This window comes from Synechococcus sp. CBW1006 (genome assembly GCF_015840525.1).
In the GTDB taxonomy this organism is placed as follows: domain Bacteria; phylum Cyanobacteriota; class Cyanobacteriia; order PCC-6307; family Cyanobiaceae; genus CBW1002.
In genome coordinates this window covers 793,593-811,232 of record NZ_CP060396.1, presented here as the reverse complement: position 1 = coordinate 811,232, position 17,640 = coordinate 793,593, and the positions used below count along the sequence as shown (strand labels likewise).

Below are 17,640 nucleotides of genomic sequence, written 5' to 3'. Positions count from 1 at the left end.
TGGCCACCCGGCCCTGGTCAGCTGAACGGACCCTAACGGCCATGCCCCTGGCCTCCGGCCCGCTGGTGGTGGCGCCGACCCTGGCCAGCGTCGTCGGTGGATCGGCAGCGCAGCAACTGCCAGCCGCCGGCTGCGTCGACAGGCCGGCAGGCCCAGGCGGGCGAAGCGGTGCCGTCCTGGCTGAGCACCCAGGCGCCGCCGCTGGGTCCGGCGGCCGGCAGATCCCGGGCCTTCGCCAGCCGCCGCACCGGCAGGCCCGCATACCAGTTGAGGCTGGGGCGCGCATCCTGGCGCCACATCCCGGCGGCCTCAACCTGATGGCGCTGCAACAGCGCCGCCACCGGCCGTACCGACCAGGTTTCATTCAGTTCCCACAACCAGAACGGGCTGCAGAACAGGGCCAGCAGGGCCAGCACAGACCCAGCCCCGACCACGGCGACACCCCGGCTGCGGCCCCCAGGAGCACGGGCCCGCAGCAGCAGAGCGCCACCCAGGCTCCAGCCCCCACCCATGGCCAGCAGAATCATCCGCTGGGGCGCCAGCGCTTCCGCTGAAGGCCAGCCTGGCGGCAGCAGGGCCGGGGGGATGGCCGAGGCCAGGGCCAGCAGCAGGCCGGCAATCCCCAGCACCATCCAGAGCAGGGGGATGCAGCGCACCACGCTGCGCAGCGGCGGCGCCACGGGCTGACCGGCCGGATCAATCAGCCAGGCCAGCAGCGGCCCGCAGACCAGGGCGAAGGGCAGCCAGAGGGGATGGCTGTACCAGGGCAGCTGGGTGCGCAGGGGCAGCACGGTGGCCGCCATGCCGAGCTGCAGCACCAGCAACCAGCGGCCGGCGGCGCGGTTACGCTCGCGCCAGGCCAGCCCCATGGCGAAGGGCCAGAGCGGCAACCAGGGCCAGCCGCCCTCGAGCACCTCGGTGAGAGGAACACGCCAGCCCAGATCGCTGCCTTCACCGGCCGAGAGCAGCACCCGCCCTGCCCCGTCGCCGAACCACATCCAGGCGGCGGCACTGCCCTGGGCCAGGGCATGCCAGAGATGCCAGCCCAGCCCCGGCAACAGCCCCAGCAGCAGGCCGGCGCCGAGCCGCCGCCAGCGGCGCCAGTCCATCGCCCCATCGCAGGCCAGGGCCAGGAGACCCACCGCCAGCACCGGCAGCAGCAGCGGCGCCTTGAGCAGCAACTGGGCGCTGCCGGCCAGGCCGGCGATGGCGCTCCAGCGCCAGAGCTGCCGCTGCGGCGCCCGCACCTTCAGCAGACTCCACCACAGCAACGCCGTGGCCGAGAGCTGGCTGCCATCGAGCATGGCGAGGCGGCCATGGCGCGCCACCGGCAACAGGCACAGCAGGATCAGGGCCGTGGCCAGGGCGGTGCGGCGCTGGCCCGGCCGCAACTCCCACTGGATCAGGCCCGCCAGGGGCACCACCAGGGTGGACAGCAGGGCCGGCACCAGCCGCACCACCCATTCGGGGGGCAGACCGGAGACCGCAGCCTGGCCAGGCAACAGGCGCCAGAGCTGCACCGCCTGGGCGATCAGCAGATGCAGCCCCGGGGCCTTGTTGGCATAGGGCTCGCCCCAGTAGGTGGGCAACAGATCGCCGTAGCGGGGGGCCTGGCTCAGCTCCAGGGCCACCCGGGCCACGATGCCCTCGTCCCAGTCGCGCAAGGGCAGGTTGCCCAGGCCCACCAGGGCCAGCAGCACCGCCACACCCCAGAGCAGCAGCAGGCCATGGCAGAGGCGGATCCGCCCACCATCACCGCGGCCAACACCACCCAGGCCCCCAGCGTCACGGCCGGCAGCAGCAAAGCCCTCGAACACGCTCATGGCTTCTGGCCAGGGGGTGCGTCGGCCGATTGAGCCTTGCCTGGGGGGTCCTTGAGAGCCTGATCAATGCGGGCATAGGCCTGCGGCAGCGTGCGGCGGGCCGAGCCGATCGCCGTGAGATCGCCACCCACTACAGCCGCCAGGTCTGCGAGGCCCTGCAGCACCGGCTCCTGGCCGTGGCGGGGATGGGTGCGGGCCACCTGGCCCGCCGGCCAGGGCTTCCAGTCGATCAGCAACACGGCACTGCGGTAGGCGGCGGGCCAGGGGTTGTCCGGCAGCAGCCGCTCCAGCCGCGCCAGCCACTGCTCCGCCTGCTGCGGCCGCTCCTGCAGGATCGCGAGCAGGGTGAGGCTCCAGAGGGCCTCGATGTCGTTGGGATCGCGGCCAAGGCGCTGCCGGGCCCAGTCTTCGACCCGGCGCTGGTAGAGGAAATGGGCATCGAGCTGGTGCTGGGGCCCGATCGCCTCGAACACCCGCGCCAGCCCCTGCGGGCCATCGGCGAGTCCCGACGCCATCGCGATGAAGCTGCGATCGAAGGGCGGCACCGGCGGTGCGCTGGGGGTTCGGCGCCACAGTTCAACCTGGCGCCCCTTGCTCCAGGGCCACTGGGCCACCCGCTCGAAGCGACCGTCCTGACGCACCTGCCTGCTGAGCTGACGCACCACGCCGCGGCGGTGACCCTGATCGCCCGTGGCCAGCAGCAGCCACTCGGCCCGCTGCAGCACCAGCGCATGGTCGGCGGGGTTGCGGCCGAGGCTGCGGGCCAGCACCTGGCCTCCCTGCAGACGGCCGTAGAAGGTGGCGGTGTGGTCGTTGAGATCGCTCACGCCCGGCAGCACCAGCAGGGTGAGCGGCTGCCCCGGCTGGATCCGGTTGAGCGTGGCCATCACCTGCGGCAACGGCGACACCTGGCGCCGGGCGATCGCGTCTGCCCGCGGCTGAGCAACGGCGGCGGCGGTGGAGCCGAGGCCGGCGACCAGAGCCGCGGCCGCCAGCCGCGGGCCGCCCCGCTGTCTCAGGGCCAGGCCGAAGCTCCACCAGCCAAGGGCCAGCAGCAGGGCCAGCAGCGGCAGCAGTGGCGCGATGTAGCGGGGATCCTTGTTGGGGCTGAGGGTGATCAGCACCCAGCCAGACAGGCTGCAGCCGATCAGCCATGGCCATCCCGTCGGCAGTTGGCGCACGGGTCGCCGCAGAGCCGCAAGGGGTTGCCAACGGCGCTGGGGATCGCGCAGCACCGGCAGCAGGCCGACCAGCCCACCGATCAGGGCGATGGCCAGCACGGGCAGTCCCAGCTGCTGGGGCCAGAGCCGCGGATACCAGAGCAGGCTTGTCAGGCTGAAGACGGCCGGATCCCCCTCCGCCGCCGCCGACTCGATCACGGCCCGGTTGGTGCCACCGATCGTGGTGATCCAGTTGTGGTGCAGCCAGGGGAGACAGACCGCCAGCACCAGCGCCAGCGCCGCCAGCGCCTGCAGCCGCCGTCCGGGCTGGCCCAGTCCGCGCAACGCCGCCCAGCAGCAGGGCCCGAGCAGCACCAGCAGGGCGCTCTGCTTGACCAGCACTGCCGCGGCCACCGCCAAGGCCGCCAGCAGGCTCTGGCGCCACAGCCCCCCCTGGGGCGCCTGCCAACGACCCAGCAGCCACAGAGCCAAAGTCGTGGTGGCGGCCAGGGACAGATCGAGGGTGAAGACCAGGCGCAACTCAGCCAGGCCGGGCAGCAGGGCGGTGAGGGCCGCGGCCAGCAACCCGAAGCCGGGCGACACCAGCTGCCGCCCCCAGCAGGCCACCACCACCAGCAACAGGCCGTGCCACACCGCCAGGCCGCCGACCGCCTGATCCGGCCGATCCCCCACCAGGGCCATGACGCTGCCGTTCACCAGGGAGGCCAGGGGTGGAATCTTGGGGGAGAGATCCAGCAACCCGTCCCAGCCCGGCCAGCCACCGCCAGGCAACAACCCGAGGGCCCGGCCGTGGTCCACTGCGCTGTTGAGGTAGTCGGCCTCGTCCCAGTCGGGGATGGAATGATCGGCCGCGAGCCAGCTGCGATCCCACAGGGTGGCCAACAGCCAGATCGCCAGAAGGGTGAGCCACCAGAACCAGGCCCTGCGGTGCAGCGGCGGCCGGGGGGTGGAGACGGAGGAAGCCAGAACCAAGCGTCCGTGGTCGCCTCACTCTGGCTTCAAGCCTCCCCCAGCGACACCGCCCACTCCGCCACGCTGCACTGGCGGCCGTAGCCCTGGAAACAGGCCAGGGCGGCCTCATGGCGTTCGGGTGTTTCCGCCTGGCAGGCATCGGTCAGACAGATCACCTGGTAGCCGCGATCGGCCGCGTCCTTGACGGTGTGGTCAATGCACTGATCGGTGAGCAGACCGGCCACGATCAGCTCGCGCACGCCGAGGTTGCGCAGCAGATAGTCGAGCACCGTGGAGGAGAAGGGGGAGGAGGAGCTTTTCGGCAGCACGATCTCGTCAGGATCAGGGGTGAGAGGCCTGATCACCTGTGCCTCCCTGGAACCTGGCGCAAAGCCCATGCCGCAGCGCTGGTAATCAAGGCTGCGGTCGCGGCCATCGCGGGTGAGGTTGGCGATCACCGTGTGAATCACCTCGATGCCCTGGTTCCGGGCCAGGGCCAGGGTCCGCTCCAGGCATGGCAGCGTTCTGGCCTGGAAGCGCTCCAGGAAGGCCGGTCGCCGCTCCATCAGCTCGGGACCGCAGGTGCCGTTCTGGAGATCCACCAGCAGCAGGGCCCGCTGGCCGGCCCTGAGTGCGCGGTCAGGAACCGGCGGCCTGGAGTTCAGGGGCGAGGGGGCCATCACGGGCGTTGCGGCTCCGCCCAGGCTGACGAGCGCAGGGCGGCGGCGCCATCCTGAACGTTCCAGCCCGCCCGCCCATGGCTATTCCCGGGAGCCGTCACCCGAGCCTCGCCCAGCGAGCGGAGGCCCGCGCCAGGCTCCTGCTGCCGGAGCTGCAGCAGCGCGGCCTGCGCCAGCTGGCGATCACCTTCGTGAACCACGGCGGCCTGCCCCTGGTCAAAGGGATCCCCCTGGCCCGCCTGCCCCAGGTGGCCGCCAGTGGGGTGGGTTTCTCACCGGTGTCTGATGGCTTCGGTGCCACCGGCGGCATCGATGGCCTCCAGTCCCTGGCCCGCCCGGACGGGGATCTGCGGCTGATCCCGGATCTCGACAGCCTGGTGCTGCTGGATGTCGCGTCGGGCTGGGGCTGGCTGGCCGGCGATCGCTTCGAGCAGGACGGCAGTCCTTACGCGGCTGACCAGCGCAGCTTCTGCCGCCTCCAGGGCGATGCGGCGGCAATGGCGGGCCTGACGGTGAACGCCGGCTTCGAGATCGAATGGGTGGTGGGCAGTCCCAGCGGTGTGGGCGGCTATCTCAGCCCCACCATTGGCGGCAGCCCCTATGGCGCCGACCGCCTGATCGAGGGGCTCGACTACCTCAGCGCGATCACCGCCGCCCTGGACGCCGCCGGCCTTCCCTGGCTCCAGATCCACCCGGAATACGGTGCCAGCCAGTTCGAACTGTCCCTGGCGGCTGCCGATCCGCTCCAGGCCGCCGACCAGCTGGTGTGCGCCCGGCTGATCATCCAGCGGGTGAGTCTCCGCTTCGGCTGGCGGGCCTCCTTCAGCCCGATGGTGTCATCGGAGCGAGTGGGAAACGGTGGCCATGTGCATCTCAGTCTTGAACGCGACGGAGTGCCCCTGTTCGGCGGTGGCAACGGTCCGGGAGGTCTCACCACCCCCGGCCAGGGCGCTCTGGCCGCGCTGCTGGAACGGCTGCCAGCCTTGCTGGCGATCGCCACCCCGCTGGCGGTCTCCTACCGGCGTCTGGTGCCGGGGCGTTGGGCAGCTCCCTTCCAGATCTGGGGGGTGGAAAACCGGGAAGCGGCCCTGCGGCTGATCCCGGGCGGCCCCGAGGAAAGCAGCCACCTGGAGCTGAAGGTGGTGGATGCCGCCGCCAACCCGTATCTGCTGCTGGGCGCTCTGATGGCGGTCATGGTCCATGGCATCGACCATCCCAGCCCCCTGCCGCCGCCGGTGGTCGGCGACCCCGCCCGCCTGGGGTTGGCTGACACCGGCGAGAATCCGGCCGCCCCGGCCCGGCTGCCTCGCCAGCTGAGCGAAGCCGTGGAGCACCTACGCCGTGACGACCTGCTTGCCGGTGTGATGGGAGAAGCCCTGCATCACACCGTGATCGAAAGCCGTGAGGCGGAGCTGCGCCGCAGTGCCAATCTCTCGGAAGCGGACCTGATCGCCACCACCTGCTGGTGGCCGCCGATCCAGGCCTGAGCTCAGCAGGCCACGTAGTCCTCCACCGCCTCACTGAGGCGGCGCAGCCCGGCCAGGGCATCGCGTTCGAGATTGCGGACCCGGTCGCGGCTGATGCCCAGGACCCGACCGATGCCGGTGAGGCTCATCGGCTCCTCCACATCAATGCCATAGCGCATCTTCAGCACCCGACCCTGGATCACGGGCAGGCGTTCGATCAGGGCCCGCAGGTCGCCGCGCAGGCATTCGCCATCCACCAGCTCTTCGGGCAACACGCCATCACCGGCCAGGAGGTCGAGCAGTTCGGTGTCATCGCCGTCGCCCACCTTGGTTTCCAGGCTGACCGGCTGGCGGGCCCGGCAGAGCAGCTCCTTGACCTCGTCTTCCGGCAGTTCGACAAACACCGCCAGCTCGGTGACGGTGGGGGTGCGGCCCAGCTCCTGGCTGAGCTCCCGTTGCCCCTTCTTGAGCTTGTTGAGGGTCTCGGTGATGTGGATCGGCAGGCGGATCGTGCGGCTCTTTTCGGCGATCGCCCGGGTGATCCCCTGGCGGATCCACCAGTAGGCGTAGGTGGAGAACTTGTAGCCGCGGGTGGGATCGAATTTCTCCACGCCCCGCACCAGGCCGATCGTGCCCTCCTGGATCAGATCCAGCAGTTCCATGTTCCGCTTGGTGTACTTCTTCGCCACACTCACCACCAGGCGCAGGTTGGCGGCCACCATCCGCTCCTTGGCGCGGCGGCCGTTGTGCAGCCGCCGCTTCAGGACGGCCGGATCCAGACCCGCCGCCTCGGCGAGCTGCAACTGGCTGGGCTTGCTGCCGAGGTTGCCCTCCAGATCGGTTTCGAGCTCCTCAAGCGCCATCAGCTCCTGCACCTGGCGGCCGAAGGTGATCTCCTGCTCGTGGGTGAGCAGTGGCACCCGACCGATGTCACGCAGGTAAGAGCGCACCAGATCGCCATCGACCGGAGCGGGGCGAGAGGAGGGACGACCGCCGGACAGAGGCACCACCCTGGAAGTCGGGGCATTTTCGAGCGAGAGGGCTACGGACACGGCACAGAACTTCACGTTCCTGTCAGCATAACCTGAAGAACTGTGAACTCCTCTCAGAATTCGCCGCGACGGGGGCTCCGGCTGGATCGGGGCAGCAGCCAGCTCAGCCCTGGCCCATCCAGCTCAGCAGCCAGGAGGCGGTCTGCAGGTAGATGAACACCCCGGCCACGTCGGTTGCGGTGGTGATGAAAGGGGCTGACATCAGGGCCGGATCCAGCTTCAGCCGATCGAACAGCAGCGGCAGGGCCGCACCCGCCGTCGCGGCCAGGGTGGTGATCGCCAGCAGGCTGATTCCCACGGAGAGCCCCACCAGCGGCCCCTCCCCCCGCCACCAGGCCCAGGGCACCACCACCAGCAGCATCAGCAGGCCAAGCAGGGCACCGGCCACGCCTTCACGGACAATCGTGCGCCAGGGACCCAGAGCCTGGATGCGCTGGGTACTGAGGCCGCGGATCACCACGGTGGAGCTCTGGGCCCCCACGTTGCCGCCGGTGCCGATCAGCAGGGGGATGAAGGCCGCCAGGACAACCACCTGGCTGAGCACCTTCTCCTGCATGGCGATCACTTCGGAGGTGAAGCCATTGGCCACCACCAGCACTGACAACCACACCACGCGCCGGCGGGCCACCGTGAACAGGTTGCTCTGGAAGTAGTCGTCCTCATCGCCGGCCTGCACGGCGCCGGCGGCGTAGAGGTCCCGGGTGGCCTCCTGCTGGATCACGTCGATCACATCGTCGACCGTGACGATCCCCACCAGCCTCTGTTCGCGGTCCACCACCGGCACCGCCAGAAAGTCGTAGCGCTGGATCGCCCGGGCCACCTCCTCCTGGTCGGTTTCGGTGGACACGCTCACCACGTCGCGGGTCATCACATCACCGATGCGGTCCTCGGGATCGGCCGTCACCAGATCCCGCAGCGAGAGGATCCCCGTGAGGTGCCGGGAGGCGTCGGTCACGTAGAGGCTGTAGACGGTCTCGGTGTCGCGGGCCCGGCGACGCACGATGTTGAGCGCCTGGGCGGCACTGTGGAATTCCTTGAGATCGATGAACTCGGTCGTCATCAGACGACCGGCCGTCTCAGGTTCGTAGCCCAGCAGCTGCGCGGTGACACGCCGTTCAGCCGGACTCAGCTCCACCAGCAGGCGGCGCACCACCTTGGCCGGCAGTTCGTCGAAGAGCCGCACCCGATCATCGGGCGACATCTCCTCCACCAGCTCCAGCACCTCACTGGAGCGCAGGCGCTCCAGCAGGCTCTGCTGCACGCTCGGATCGAGGTACTCGTACACCTCAATCGCTTCATCCTTGGGGAGCAGGCGAAAGGCCAGGGCCTGCAGGGTCTGAGGCAGCAGGCCGATCGCCTCAGCCGCATCCACCTCCTGCACCGGCTGCAGCAGCAACTTCACGGCGTCGTAATTGCCGGCCTCCAGCAGGCGCAGCAGCTGCTGCGACACCACATCAGCCAGTGGGGTGCCGTTGGTCGTACCCACAGCACCAGCCAGAGGGGTGGAAGGACCGATGGCAGTTGGTGCCCCGTTGACCTCACGCATCTGGTAAAGGGGGCATGGGCCACGACAGATTGAGCTTAGATGTCAAAGCATCCACAGCAAGACCTGAAAATCGAATGGAGATGCATCGTCTTTCTACGGCTGCAGCGAGAAGATAGGGGCCGCTAAAGGGAAAGTTCTTGCATGAAAGCTCTGACGTGAGAGTTGAAGTAAGCTCCGTCCAGCATTTCTCTGCGCTCTTTGGGAAACTTGATCCGACCCTTCTTCGCCAAGGCAATAGCAGCTTCGAGTTGTTCTCCGTAGCCAGATTGTGATGGTTTGAGTACAAGGCCAGCGCCAATCTTTTCAGCGGCTCTTGCCGTGAAGATCTGCTCAAGCCCCGTTCCTATCAAGAGCTGCGGAACGCCTGCATGGAGGCATCGTGCAACAGTCTGGCTGCCAGCCATATGCACGACGAGATCCGCTTGGCTGCAAACTTCATCCATCGATGCTGGGCTTTCAAGAAAAATATGGCGCTTGAGTTTGCCCTTCAGGGCATTGCTGGCATCACGTGTATAAATCAGCGCAGGCAGGCCGATCGCTTCCATATCCTCAAGAAATGTCTCCCAACCAGGAAAAATCTTCAGGTACGCAAAGACTTTGAGCCTTGCCGCTGCAGGCCAGGGAGGCAGCGCAATGCCGGGAACATCAGATGGCGGCATGCCAACATAGTCTCCTATGGATCTGGCTCCAAAATAATCAAGCTCTGGAATCGTAGTCAGAAGCTGCTTGTCAATTTGCTCGATAATATCTTTGACATTGACGATTGCTGATCTCCCGGTCTGAATCAACGCCTGATTGACAACATCCAAAAATGTCCTTTCAGAATCGTGTAGGCGCTTTTTGACGTCTGGAGTCCCACTGGCATTTGGCATGATGCCCACGAATGGCATATCTGTCCTGGGCATGAAGAACGGCCCTCCCACGGTCCACTTCATGCAGGAGTATTCCAGGCTCGCAAGGAGCGCTGTTGGAGAGGCATCGTAGATGACAAGATCGGGATTGACCAAATCAAGAATGGAATACCATGCCTCAAGAAAGCAGCTTAGTTTTTTGGATCTGCCATACCGCACCATCAGCATCTCTGGCCATGAAATCGGCGTGATGGCACACCCCGGCGTTGTCTCGTATGGCGCCTGGAACACGTGGTGAGGCATCGTTTCATAGACAGCCCGAATATTGGCCAGCTCTTTGACGACAAGGCTGACCTCATGCCCTGCCTCCAGCGCCGATTGAACAAATGGTTTCAGCCGTGTGAGATGGCCCAGTCCGCCACCCATTTCCCAGACACATAGGATTTTCAAGATTTATAAGAGGCTTGTACGGCGACTCAGCATAACAACGACCCTCCATGCAAAGCGCCCCGCTGAATCCGGCCTGTGCAGATGTCTTCCGATTCAGCCTGGAAGCTTTCCAGCTCTGACAGGTTGTTGCAAGCACTCCAGTTGCTGCAAGCACCCAGAAGGCATCGTCGCCACACCTCTTGATAAGGGGCGAACCGGCGATGACAAGCCAGTGCCAACCTCAGCGTCAGCAAAGTCTATCTGCGAGATGCCGGCTCCCGAAGCTGCGCTGTGTACTGAATCCCAGCGGACTGCAGGTTGAGTGCACGGGCGGCAGGGCCACAATGGCTTCATCGCTGAAGAATGAGTTAAGACAGAGCTGGCAGTTACAGATGCGCTATCGTGCCGGAAATCATCGCAATAGCCAGCCGAATAGGATGGGGTATGCCCTGTGCGCCAATGCCAAAGTTATCTATCATCCCGCTCCCAAGAATGCAGGCTCTTCCATGCGCCAGCACCTCTTCCGCATCGACAATGGCAGGTTCTATGAGCCCATGGTGATTAATGGCCTCAGGTTTGAGCTCTACATGATCTATGGCAAGCCAACCTGTTTTGAGCCCGTAGCCGAGTTGAAGGGTTTTGAAAGAATGACTGTGGTGCGTGATCCGATCTCACGCTTTCTCTCTGCCTATACCAATAAAGTATTAGATCCGCACTGGCGCAACCCGAAGAATGCTCAGCATTGTGAATTGCTGGGGCTTCCATTGGAGCCGGGCCTTGAAACATTTATTGAAAACTTGAATGCCTATCAGGACATTCCTGCAATTGCTCACCACATCAGGGGTCAGCGGTTTTACCTGGGAGATGACCTGAGTTACTATGACAAGGTTTTCAGATTTGAGGAGCTAGATTCGGCCATTGAATGGATTAATACAAGGGCTGGGTTGGTGCTGGAATTCCCGCGACTGAAAACCGATGGGCCAAAGTTGCGCAAGCAGGACATCAGTAGCCTTGCGGTGCGTCGGCTCACAGATTTTCTGCAGGATGATTACGAACTCCTCGGCGGTTTGTACGGCCCGCCGAGTAGCCCCTAGTTTTGAGCCTTCATGGGGCAGAACAGTCTTTGGTGGGGCAGGCCAGCCTTTGGGTTGTCTTATTGCGTCAGTCTACGCTGTCCTGGGATAGTCTTGCTTAGCCTGACGGAATCAACAAGCGTGAGTATCAACATCACTGGGGTGAAAGTCAGAACTGCCAACGGCTCTGAACTCGATCTTGGCGCTCGACATGGTCAGGTGCTGCTGATTGTCAACGTGGCCAGCCGCTGTGGCTTCACGCGCCAGTACGCCGGTCTTCAGGCCCTCCAGGAGCAGTACGGGGCTCAGGGGTTTGCCGTCCTGGGCTTCCCCTGCAACGATTTCGGCGCTCAGGAACCCGGCAGCCTGCCGGAGATCCAGCAGTTCTGCTCCACCACCTATGGCGCCAGCTTCGAGCTGTTCGACAAGGTGCATGCCACCGGCGCCAAGACAGAGCCCTATGCCACCCTCACCCAGGCCGAACCTGCCGGTGATGTGGCCTGGAACTTCGAGAAGTTCCTGATTGGCAAGGACGGCACAGTGCTGGCCCGCTTCAAGAGCAACGTGGAGCCCGATGCCGCTGAACTCACCGCCGCGATCGAGGCGGCCCTGGCGGCCTGATTCAGGCGCGCCAGAGGCGGCGGCTGGTGGCCAGTCCCAGAGCGGCGGCCGCCACGCCGCCGGCCAGGCTCCCGAGCAGCAGCAGCAGGGCGAGCCTGGGCTGGGCCGTCTGCAGCAGCCGCACCAGGTCGAGCATCCAGCTGCTGAAGGTGGTGAGGGCGCCGCAGAAGCCCACCCCCAGAGCCAGCAGCAGAGTGGTGCGCCGCGGGATCGGTCCGCTCAGCAGGCCCAGCAGAAAGGAGCCCACCAGGTTGACCAGAGCGTTGGTCCAGGCCGTCCCCCCCAGCCAGGGGCCCAGCTGCAGCCCCGCCTGCCAGCGCAACCAGGCTCCAGGCACCGCCCCCAGCCCCACCAGCGCCAGCTCCCTCAGGGCGAAGCGCAGGCGGCGCCGACGCAGCAGGTCGGGATCAGCCACCGATCACCAGCCCCAGGCCCACCGCTGCCAGGCCGGCCAGCAGCGAGGCGGCCGCCAGCAGCCACGCCTGCTGCTCCTGGCCGGATTGCAGCGCCTGCAGCAGTTCAACGCAGAAGCTGGAAAAGGTGCTCAGGCTTCCCAGAAAGCCCACGGTCAGCAGCAGAGCCAGCCTTGGCGCCGCCGGCCCGCAGCGCGCCTCCAGAGCACTGAGCAGACCCAGCACGAAGCAGGCCACCACGTTGACCCCGAAGGTGCCCCAGTGACGTCGCGGCACCAGGGGCTGGAAATGGTTGACCAGCCGGAAACGCAGCCAGGCGCCTGGCACTGCCCCCAGGGCCACCAGCAGGGCGTCTCGCATCAGCAGGCGGCTCAGGCTCGTTCACCGCAACCCAGATCTGCCAACCAGCCGCAGGCCGATCCGCTCCTGACGCGCAACCATCGCCGACCATCGAAGCCCGACCAGATCCGCAGCACGTGCAAGGGTTCACCCACGGCCACCGTTGCCAGAGCCGGCGCGCTGCGCTCAGGGGCAATGCGGAGCGCGAGCACCCCAGACGACAGCAGAGGCTCATCCAGCTGGCGTCTTCGCACGGCGGGCACACTGCGCTCCGCACCTCCGGCTGGCAGACCCACCGGAGCAATCAGGGCGAAGCCCAGCAAGACGGACCAGCGCCAACCTGAAGCAGCCGGAGGGTTGATGATGTCAGTGACCATCAGATATCGAGCTGGGCGAGATCCAGCTCGGCGCTGTGGGTTTCGATGAATTCGCGGCGGGGAGCCACCTTGTCGCCCATCAGGATGGTGAAGATGCGGTCGGCTTCAAGGGCATCTTCGATCTCCACCCGCTTCATTGTGCGGGTGGTGGGATCCATGGTGGTTTCCCAGAGCTGCTTGGGCATCATTTCGCCGAGGCCCTTGAAGCGCTGGATGGTGAAATTGGCCTTCTCTCCGAAACCATCAACGGTCTTCTTGAGATCGGCCTCGTTGTAACAGTAGGAATGCTTCTTGCCGCGTTCCACCTTGTAGAGCGGCGGACAGGCGATGTAGATGTAACCGCCCTCCACCAGGGCCTTCTGATAGCGGTAGAAGAAGGTCAGCAGCAAGGTGCGGATGTGGGCGCCGTCCACGTCGGCGTCGGTCATGATCACGATCCGGTGGTAGCGCAGATTCTTTTCATCGAAATCTTCGCCTTTGATGCCGAGGCCCAGGGCCGTGATCAGGGCCTGGATCTCAGTGTTTTTGTAGATCTTGGCGTCGTCGGTCTTCTCGATATTGAGGATCTTGCCCCGCAGCGGCAGGATCGCCTGGAAGCGGCGGTCGCGGCCCTGCTTGGCCGAGCCACCGGCGGAATCCCCCTCGACGATGTAGATCTCCGATTCGCTCGGATCGCGGGTGGAGCAATCGGCCAGCTTGCCGGGCAGGGTGGAACTCTCGAGCACACTCTTGCGCCGCACCAGCTCGCGGGCCCGCCGGGCCGCCTCGGCGGCATTGAAGGCCTGGATCGCCTTCTCCAGGATCAGGTCGATCACGGCGGGATGAAATTCCAGGTATTGGCTCAGCGACTCGCCCACCAGCGAGTCGACAATGCCGCGCACCTCGGTGTTGCCGAGTTTGGTCTTGGTCTGGCCCTCGAATTCGGGGTCAGGCACCTTCACGGATAACACGGCCGTGAGACCCTCGCGGATGTTCTCGCCGGCGAGGTTGGCGTCGGCATCCTTGCGTTTGCCGCGCTTCTTGGCAAAGGTGTTGAGGGTGCGGGTCAGCACCGTCTTGAGGCCCTCGATATGGGTGCCACCATCGACGGTGCGGATGTTGTTGGCGAAGCCGAGGATGCTGTCGGAATAGGCATCCACACACCACTGCAGGGCCGCTTCGACCTGAACGCCTTCCTTTTCAGAGTTGACGTAAATGATGTCGGGATGGAGCGGATCCTTGCCGGCATTCATGTAGGCGACATACTCCTTGATGCCGCCTTCATAGAAATAAATTTCCTCATGGGCGGCATCGTCCGCGCCCCGGGCCGTGGTTCGCTCGTCTCGGAAGACGATGCGCACGCCTCCGTTGAGATAGGCCAGCTCCCGCAGCCGCGCCGACAGGGTGGCGTAGTCGAAGACGATGCCGGTGGAGAAGATCTCCAGATCGGGCAGAAAACGCACCGAGGTGCCGGTACGGCCTTCCTCGCCGGGCTCGGAACGGAGCGAACCGATCGGGTTGCCGCGCTCGAAGCGCTGGCGGTGCACCTGGTTCTGGCGGTACACGGTCACTTCCACCCATTCACTCAGGGCGTTCACCACCGACACGCCCACGCCGTGCAGGCCGCCGGACACCTTGTAACCGCCGGAGCCGAACTTGCCGCCGGCGTGGAGCACGGTGAGCACCGTTTCCAGGGCACTCTTGCCGGTGCGGGGATGGATATCGGTGGGGATGCCGCGGCCGTTGTCGGTCACCGCACAGGAGCCATCCTCATGCAGCACCACCAGAATCTCGGTGCAGTGCCCGGCCAGGGCCTCGTCGACTGAGTTGTCCACCACCTCGTAGACAAGGTGGTGCAGGCCCCGCGGACCGGTGGAGCCGATGTACATGCCGGGCCGCTTGCGCACCGGCTCCAGCCCTTCCAGCACCTGGATCTGCTCGGCGCCGTAGGCGGCCTGGACTTTGGTGGCGTCGCTCATGCGGTTGGGTGTCCCCAGGGAGTCGGCACAGGACGGCGAGATCCCGGGGCAGAGAGGGGCGGAAGCCCTGCTCAGGCCTTGCCGCGGCGGGCAATCTATCACTGGCTTCCTGCAGGGGCTCTCAGCCGCTTCTGCGGCTCCATTTGAACGGGGGATGCAGACTGGCTGCGATTGCTCCCCCTTCCGCCGTGCCCCTCGCGCCCGTCGGCGCCGCCACCGCCGGGGACCCTCGCCCCCTGGTGATCGTGCTGCTCGGCCCCACCGCCAGCGGCAAGACGGATCTGGGGATCGAGCTGGCCGAACACTTCGATCTGGCCGTGCTGTCGGTGGATTCGCGCCAGCTCTATGCCGAGATGGACCTGGGCACCGCCAAGCCCACGCCGGAGCAGCGACGCCGGGTGCGCCATGAGCTGCTGGATCTGCGGCGCCCCGACCAGCCGATCAACCTCCAGGAGTTCCGCATCCTGGCCTCAGAAGCAATCGCCCGGGAGCACGCCCGCCGCGGCGCGGCCCTGCTGGTGGGGGGCAGCGGCCTCTATCTCCAGGCCCTCACCCAGGGATTGGAGCCGCCGCGGGTGCCGCCCCAGCCCGAGCTGAGGGCCCAGCTCAGCTCCCTGGGCCAGCCCACCTGCCACCAGCTTCTGAGCCAGGCCGATCCCGAGGCGGCCGCCCGCATCGCCCCGGCCGATGCGGTCCGCACCCAGCGCGCCCTCGAGGTGCTCTACGCCAGCGGCCAACCCCTCTCCAGCCAGCAGAGCCGCAACCCACCCCCGTGGCGCGTGCTGGAACTGGGCCTCAATCCAGCCGACCTGCACCAGCGCATCGCCCGCCGCACCGGCCAGCTCTATGACGCCGGCCTGGTGGCCGAAACCGAACGGCTGATCGGGCGCTACGGCAGCACCCTGCCCCTGCTGGACACGATCGGCTATGGCGAGGCGCGCAGCCTGTTGCAGGGCCAGTTGAACGAGGCGGAGGCCCGCGCCCTCACCGAGCAACGCACCCGTCAGTTCGCCAAGCGGCAGCGCACCTGGTTCCGGCGCCAGCACCAGCCCCACTGGCTGGGGCAAGCGGATCAGGTTGGTGATCTCCCGCAACAGGCCAGACAAGAGATCGCGGCCGTTCTAGGGTGAAGCTCTGCAGACCCTGGGCAGACCCTCAGGTGTCCAAGCCAGCAAACCTTCGCCCCTCTGAATGCCTCCCCGTCCCCGTTTTGACCGCCGTGCTCCCGTCCGGGAGCTGCCCAACATCAACGACCGGATCAATTACCCCAACCTCAGGGTGGTCGATGCCGATGGCAGTCAGCTGGGGGTGATCACGCGGGAGGCTGCCCTGGCCGTTGCCGTCGATCGGGAACTGGATCTGGTGCTGGTGAGCGAGAAGGCCGATCCTCCGGTCTGCCGGATCATGGATTACGGCAAGTTCAAGTTCGAGCAGGAAAAAAAGGCCAAGGAAGCCAAGAAGAAATCGCATCAGACCGAAGTCAAGGAGGTCAAGATGCGCTACAAGATCGATTCGCACGACTACCAGGTGCGGATCGGCCAGGCCCTGCGCTTTCTCAAGTCCGGCGACAAGGTCAAGTGCACGGTGATCTTCCGCGGCCGCGAGATCCAGCACACCGCCCTGGCGGAGCAGTTGCTGTTCCGGATGGCCAAAGACCTGGAGGAGATGGCCGAGATCCAGCAGTCTCCCAAGCGGGAAGGCCGCAACATGATCATGTTCCTGACGCCACGTAAGCAGGCCGTCGCCAAGTCCGGCGGTGGCGGAGGCAGCGCCAGCCCCAGGCCGAAGGCGGAGATCAGCAAGCCCGAAAAGACGGAAACCAGGGTGATTGAATCCAGGGTGCAAGCCACCGCCGGCTGAAGCACGGCCGTCTGCAAGACCAGCTGGTGGCGTTCGGGCCGAGGGCCCCTGACTCAAAGGGTTTCGGCGAAAAACTCCAGCAGGGCAGCCCAGCCGAGGGCTGCCGCTGCGGAGTTGTAGTCGTCGCGGGCATCGCACAGGAAACCGTGGCCGGCCTCCACCTCCAGATAGCGGTGCAGGGCTTCAGGGGGGCCATCAGCCCTGATCCGGTTGGCCGCCTCCAGGGCTGAGCGGATCGCTGCCGCATCGGCCTGTGGGATCAGGGGATCCTGGCGCCCACAGACGCAGAGCAACCGGCCAGGAATCCGGTCCACCTCCCTGAGGCTGGGGGGACCACCACCGGGGCGGCCGCTGGCCACGCCGGCACCATAGAAATCCGCTGTGGCGGCGATGGCCGGCAACGTTGCGCTCAGCAGGGCGGCATGGCCGCCGAAGCAGAAGCCCAGGCAGCCCAGGCCCACGGACCGCCCCTCAGACTCACTGAGGCCCCCGCTGGAGCCCTCGCCGAGGCCCATGGCCTCCAGCTGCCCAGTCAGCCAGGCGGCGGCCGCCGCTGCATCAGCCAGGATCTGTGCGGTGGTGGTCTGGTCCTTGTGGTGCCTCCCCTCCGCCAGGCTGGCGGCGTCGTAGGGGAGATCCAGTTCCGGCGCCGTGCGCGAGAACAGGGGCATCGCCAGGGCGGCATAGCCCTCGGCCGCCAGGCGCCCGGCCATGCCGCGCACCCAGCCATTCACGCCAAACACCTCCGGCAGCACCAGCACACCACCCCGGCAGAACCCGCCGCGGGCCGGTTCCCACCAGCAACGCAGCTCGGTGGCAGCGACGTCAGCTGAGGCGGCGACCGGGATCGTCACCCAGTCGGCAGCGGCCGGAGCCACAGAGGTCTGAGCAGCGGCGGCATCGGATGTCATGGCGGCGGATCGCTCAGCCGCCATTGTGCGGTCGCCCCGGTTGCAAAAACGGACCAGACCGGCACATGACCGTATGCCAACGGGGCAATTGTCACCGGGGGGTTTGATC

Annotated in this window: 16 protein-coding genes; 5 read left to right on the top strand and 11 right to left on the bottom strand. The window is 66.4% G+C overall.

Annotated elements, in window-relative coordinates; all coding sequences use genetic code 11:
• Positions 1 to 32: 32 nt before the first annotated feature.
• Genes H8F26_RS03835 through H8F26_RS03825 form a run of 3 tightly spaced genes read right to left on the bottom strand, consistent with a single transcriptional unit; the run spans position 33 to position 4,635 of the window.
• On the bottom strand, positions 33 to 1,823 hold the full coding sequence (locus H8F26_RS03835) for a glycosyltransferase family 39 protein (protein ID WP_197157601.1): 1,791 nt from the start codon (positions 1,821 to 1,823) through the stop codon (positions 33 to 35).
• Entirely contained in the window at positions 1,820 to 3,976 is a 2,157-nt protein-coding gene (locus H8F26_RS03830; RefSeq protein WP_231605448.1) for a glycosyltransferase family 39 protein, read from the bottom strand. The genes H8F26_RS03835 and H8F26_RS03830 overlap by 4 nt, the downstream gene beginning before the upstream one ends.
• A 26-nt stretch (positions 3,977 to 4,002) precedes the next feature.
• Positions 4,003 to 4,635 carry a cysteine hydrolase family protein gene (locus tag H8F26_RS03825; protein ID WP_197157599.1) on the bottom strand — a complete coding sequence of 211 codons (633 nt, stop codon included), beginning with the start codon at positions 4,633 to 4,635 and terminating at the stop codon, positions 4,003 to 4,005.
• A gap of 77 nt (positions 4,636 to 4,712) precedes the next feature.
• Here H8F26_RS03825 and H8F26_RS03820 point away from each other — a divergent pair, with 77 nt between their 5' ends.
• The gene (locus H8F26_RS03820) at positions 4,713 to 6,122 is read left to right on the top strand and encodes a glutamine synthetase family protein (protein WP_197157597.1); all 1,410 of its coding nucleotides are present in this window, start codon (positions 4,713 to 4,715) and stop codon (positions 6,120 to 6,122) included.
• Positions 6,123 to 6,124: 2 nt separating this feature from the next.
• Here H8F26_RS03820 and H8F26_RS03815 read toward each other — a convergent pair whose 3' ends face one another.
• From H8F26_RS03815 to H8F26_RS03805, 3 genes are all read right to left on the bottom strand, one after another.
• Positions 6,125 to 7,111 (bottom strand): RpoD/SigA family RNA polymerase sigma factor, encoded by a 987-nt coding sequence (locus H8F26_RS03815; protein WP_304623210.1) that lies wholly within the window; start codon positions 7,109 to 7,111, stop codon positions 6,125 to 6,127.
• A 145-nt stretch (positions 7,112 to 7,256) separates the two neighbouring features.
• Positions 7,257 to 8,699, bottom strand: a complete 1,443-nt coding sequence (gene mgtE, locus H8F26_RS03810; protein ID WP_231605447.1) for a magnesium transporter — start codon at positions 8,697 to 8,699, stop codon at positions 7,257 to 7,259.
• 122 nt (positions 8,700 to 8,821) lie between these two features.
• Positions 8,822 to 9,976, bottom strand: a complete 1,155-nt coding sequence (locus tag H8F26_RS03805) for a nucleotide disphospho-sugar-binding domain-containing protein (protein WP_197157594.1) — start codon at positions 9,974 to 9,976, stop codon at positions 8,822 to 8,824.
• A gap of 347 nt (positions 9,977 to 10,323) precedes the next feature.
• Here H8F26_RS03805 and H8F26_RS03800 point away from each other — a divergent pair, with 347 nt between their 5' ends.
• Complete coding sequence (locus H8F26_RS03800; RefSeq protein WP_197157592.1) at positions 10,324 to 11,073, top strand: sulfotransferase family 2 domain-containing protein; 750 nt, start codon at positions 10,324 to 10,326, stop codon at positions 11,071 to 11,073.
• A 120-nt stretch (positions 11,074 to 11,193) separates the two neighbouring features.
• Positions 11,194 to 11,673, top strand: a complete 480-nt coding sequence (locus H8F26_RS03795) for a glutathione peroxidase (protein ID WP_197157590.1) — start codon at positions 11,194 to 11,196, stop codon at positions 11,671 to 11,673.
• Position 11,674: 1 nt separating this feature from the next.
• On the opposite strand, the gene H8F26_RS03790 is transcribed toward H8F26_RS03795, so the two are convergent.
• From H8F26_RS03790 to gyrB, 4 genes are read right to left on the bottom strand one after another with little or no spacing between them, the layout of a single operon-like run.
• Positions 11,675 to 12,088: a CrcB family protein gene (locus H8F26_RS03790; RefSeq protein WP_231605446.1), complete on the bottom strand. Its 414-nt coding sequence runs from the start codon at positions 12,086 to 12,088 to the stop codon at positions 11,675 to 11,677.
• Positions 12,081 to 12,446: a CrcB family protein gene (locus tag H8F26_RS03785; RefSeq protein ID WP_197157588.1), complete on the bottom strand. Its 366-nt coding sequence runs from the start codon at positions 12,444 to 12,446 to the stop codon at positions 12,081 to 12,083. The genes H8F26_RS03790 and H8F26_RS03785 overlap by 8 nt, the downstream gene beginning before the upstream one ends.
• An 11-nt stretch (positions 12,447 to 12,457) precedes the next feature.
• Complete coding sequence (locus H8F26_RS03780) at positions 12,458 to 12,802, bottom strand: SH3 domain-containing protein (RefSeq protein ID WP_197157586.1); 345 nt, start codon at positions 12,800 to 12,802, stop codon at positions 12,458 to 12,460.
• Positions 12,802 to 14,760: a DNA topoisomerase (ATP-hydrolyzing) subunit B gene (gene gyrB / locus H8F26_RS03775; protein ID WP_197157584.1), complete on the bottom strand. Its 1,959-nt coding sequence runs from the start codon at positions 14,758 to 14,760 to the stop codon at positions 12,802 to 12,804. Before gyrB ends, H8F26_RS03780 begins: the two co-directional genes overlap by 1 nt.
• A 188-nt stretch (positions 14,761 to 14,948) precedes the next feature.
• Here gyrB and miaA point away from each other — a divergent pair, with 188 nt between their 5' ends.
• Together miaA and infC are read left to right on the top strand one after the other, a co-directional pair.
• Complete coding sequence (gene miaA, locus H8F26_RS03770) at positions 14,949 to 15,890, top strand: tRNA (adenosine(37)-N6)-dimethylallyltransferase MiaA (protein ID WP_231605445.1); 942 nt, start codon at positions 14,949 to 14,951, stop codon at positions 15,888 to 15,890.
• Between the two features lie 61 nt (positions 15,891 to 15,951).
• A complete protein-coding gene (gene infC, locus H8F26_RS03765; protein WP_322757840.1) occupies positions 15,952 to 16,620 on the top strand; it encodes a translation initiation factor IF-3 in 669 nt (222 codons plus the stop codon).
• Positions 16,621 to 16,673: 53 nt separating this feature from the next.
• On the opposite strand, the gene H8F26_RS03760 is transcribed toward infC, so the two are convergent.
• On the bottom strand, positions 16,674 to 17,531 hold the full coding sequence (locus H8F26_RS03760) for a dienelactone hydrolase family protein (protein ID WP_197157582.1): 858 nt from the start codon (positions 17,529 to 17,531) through the stop codon (positions 16,674 to 16,676).
• Positions 17,532 to 17,640 lie beyond the last annotated feature (109 nt).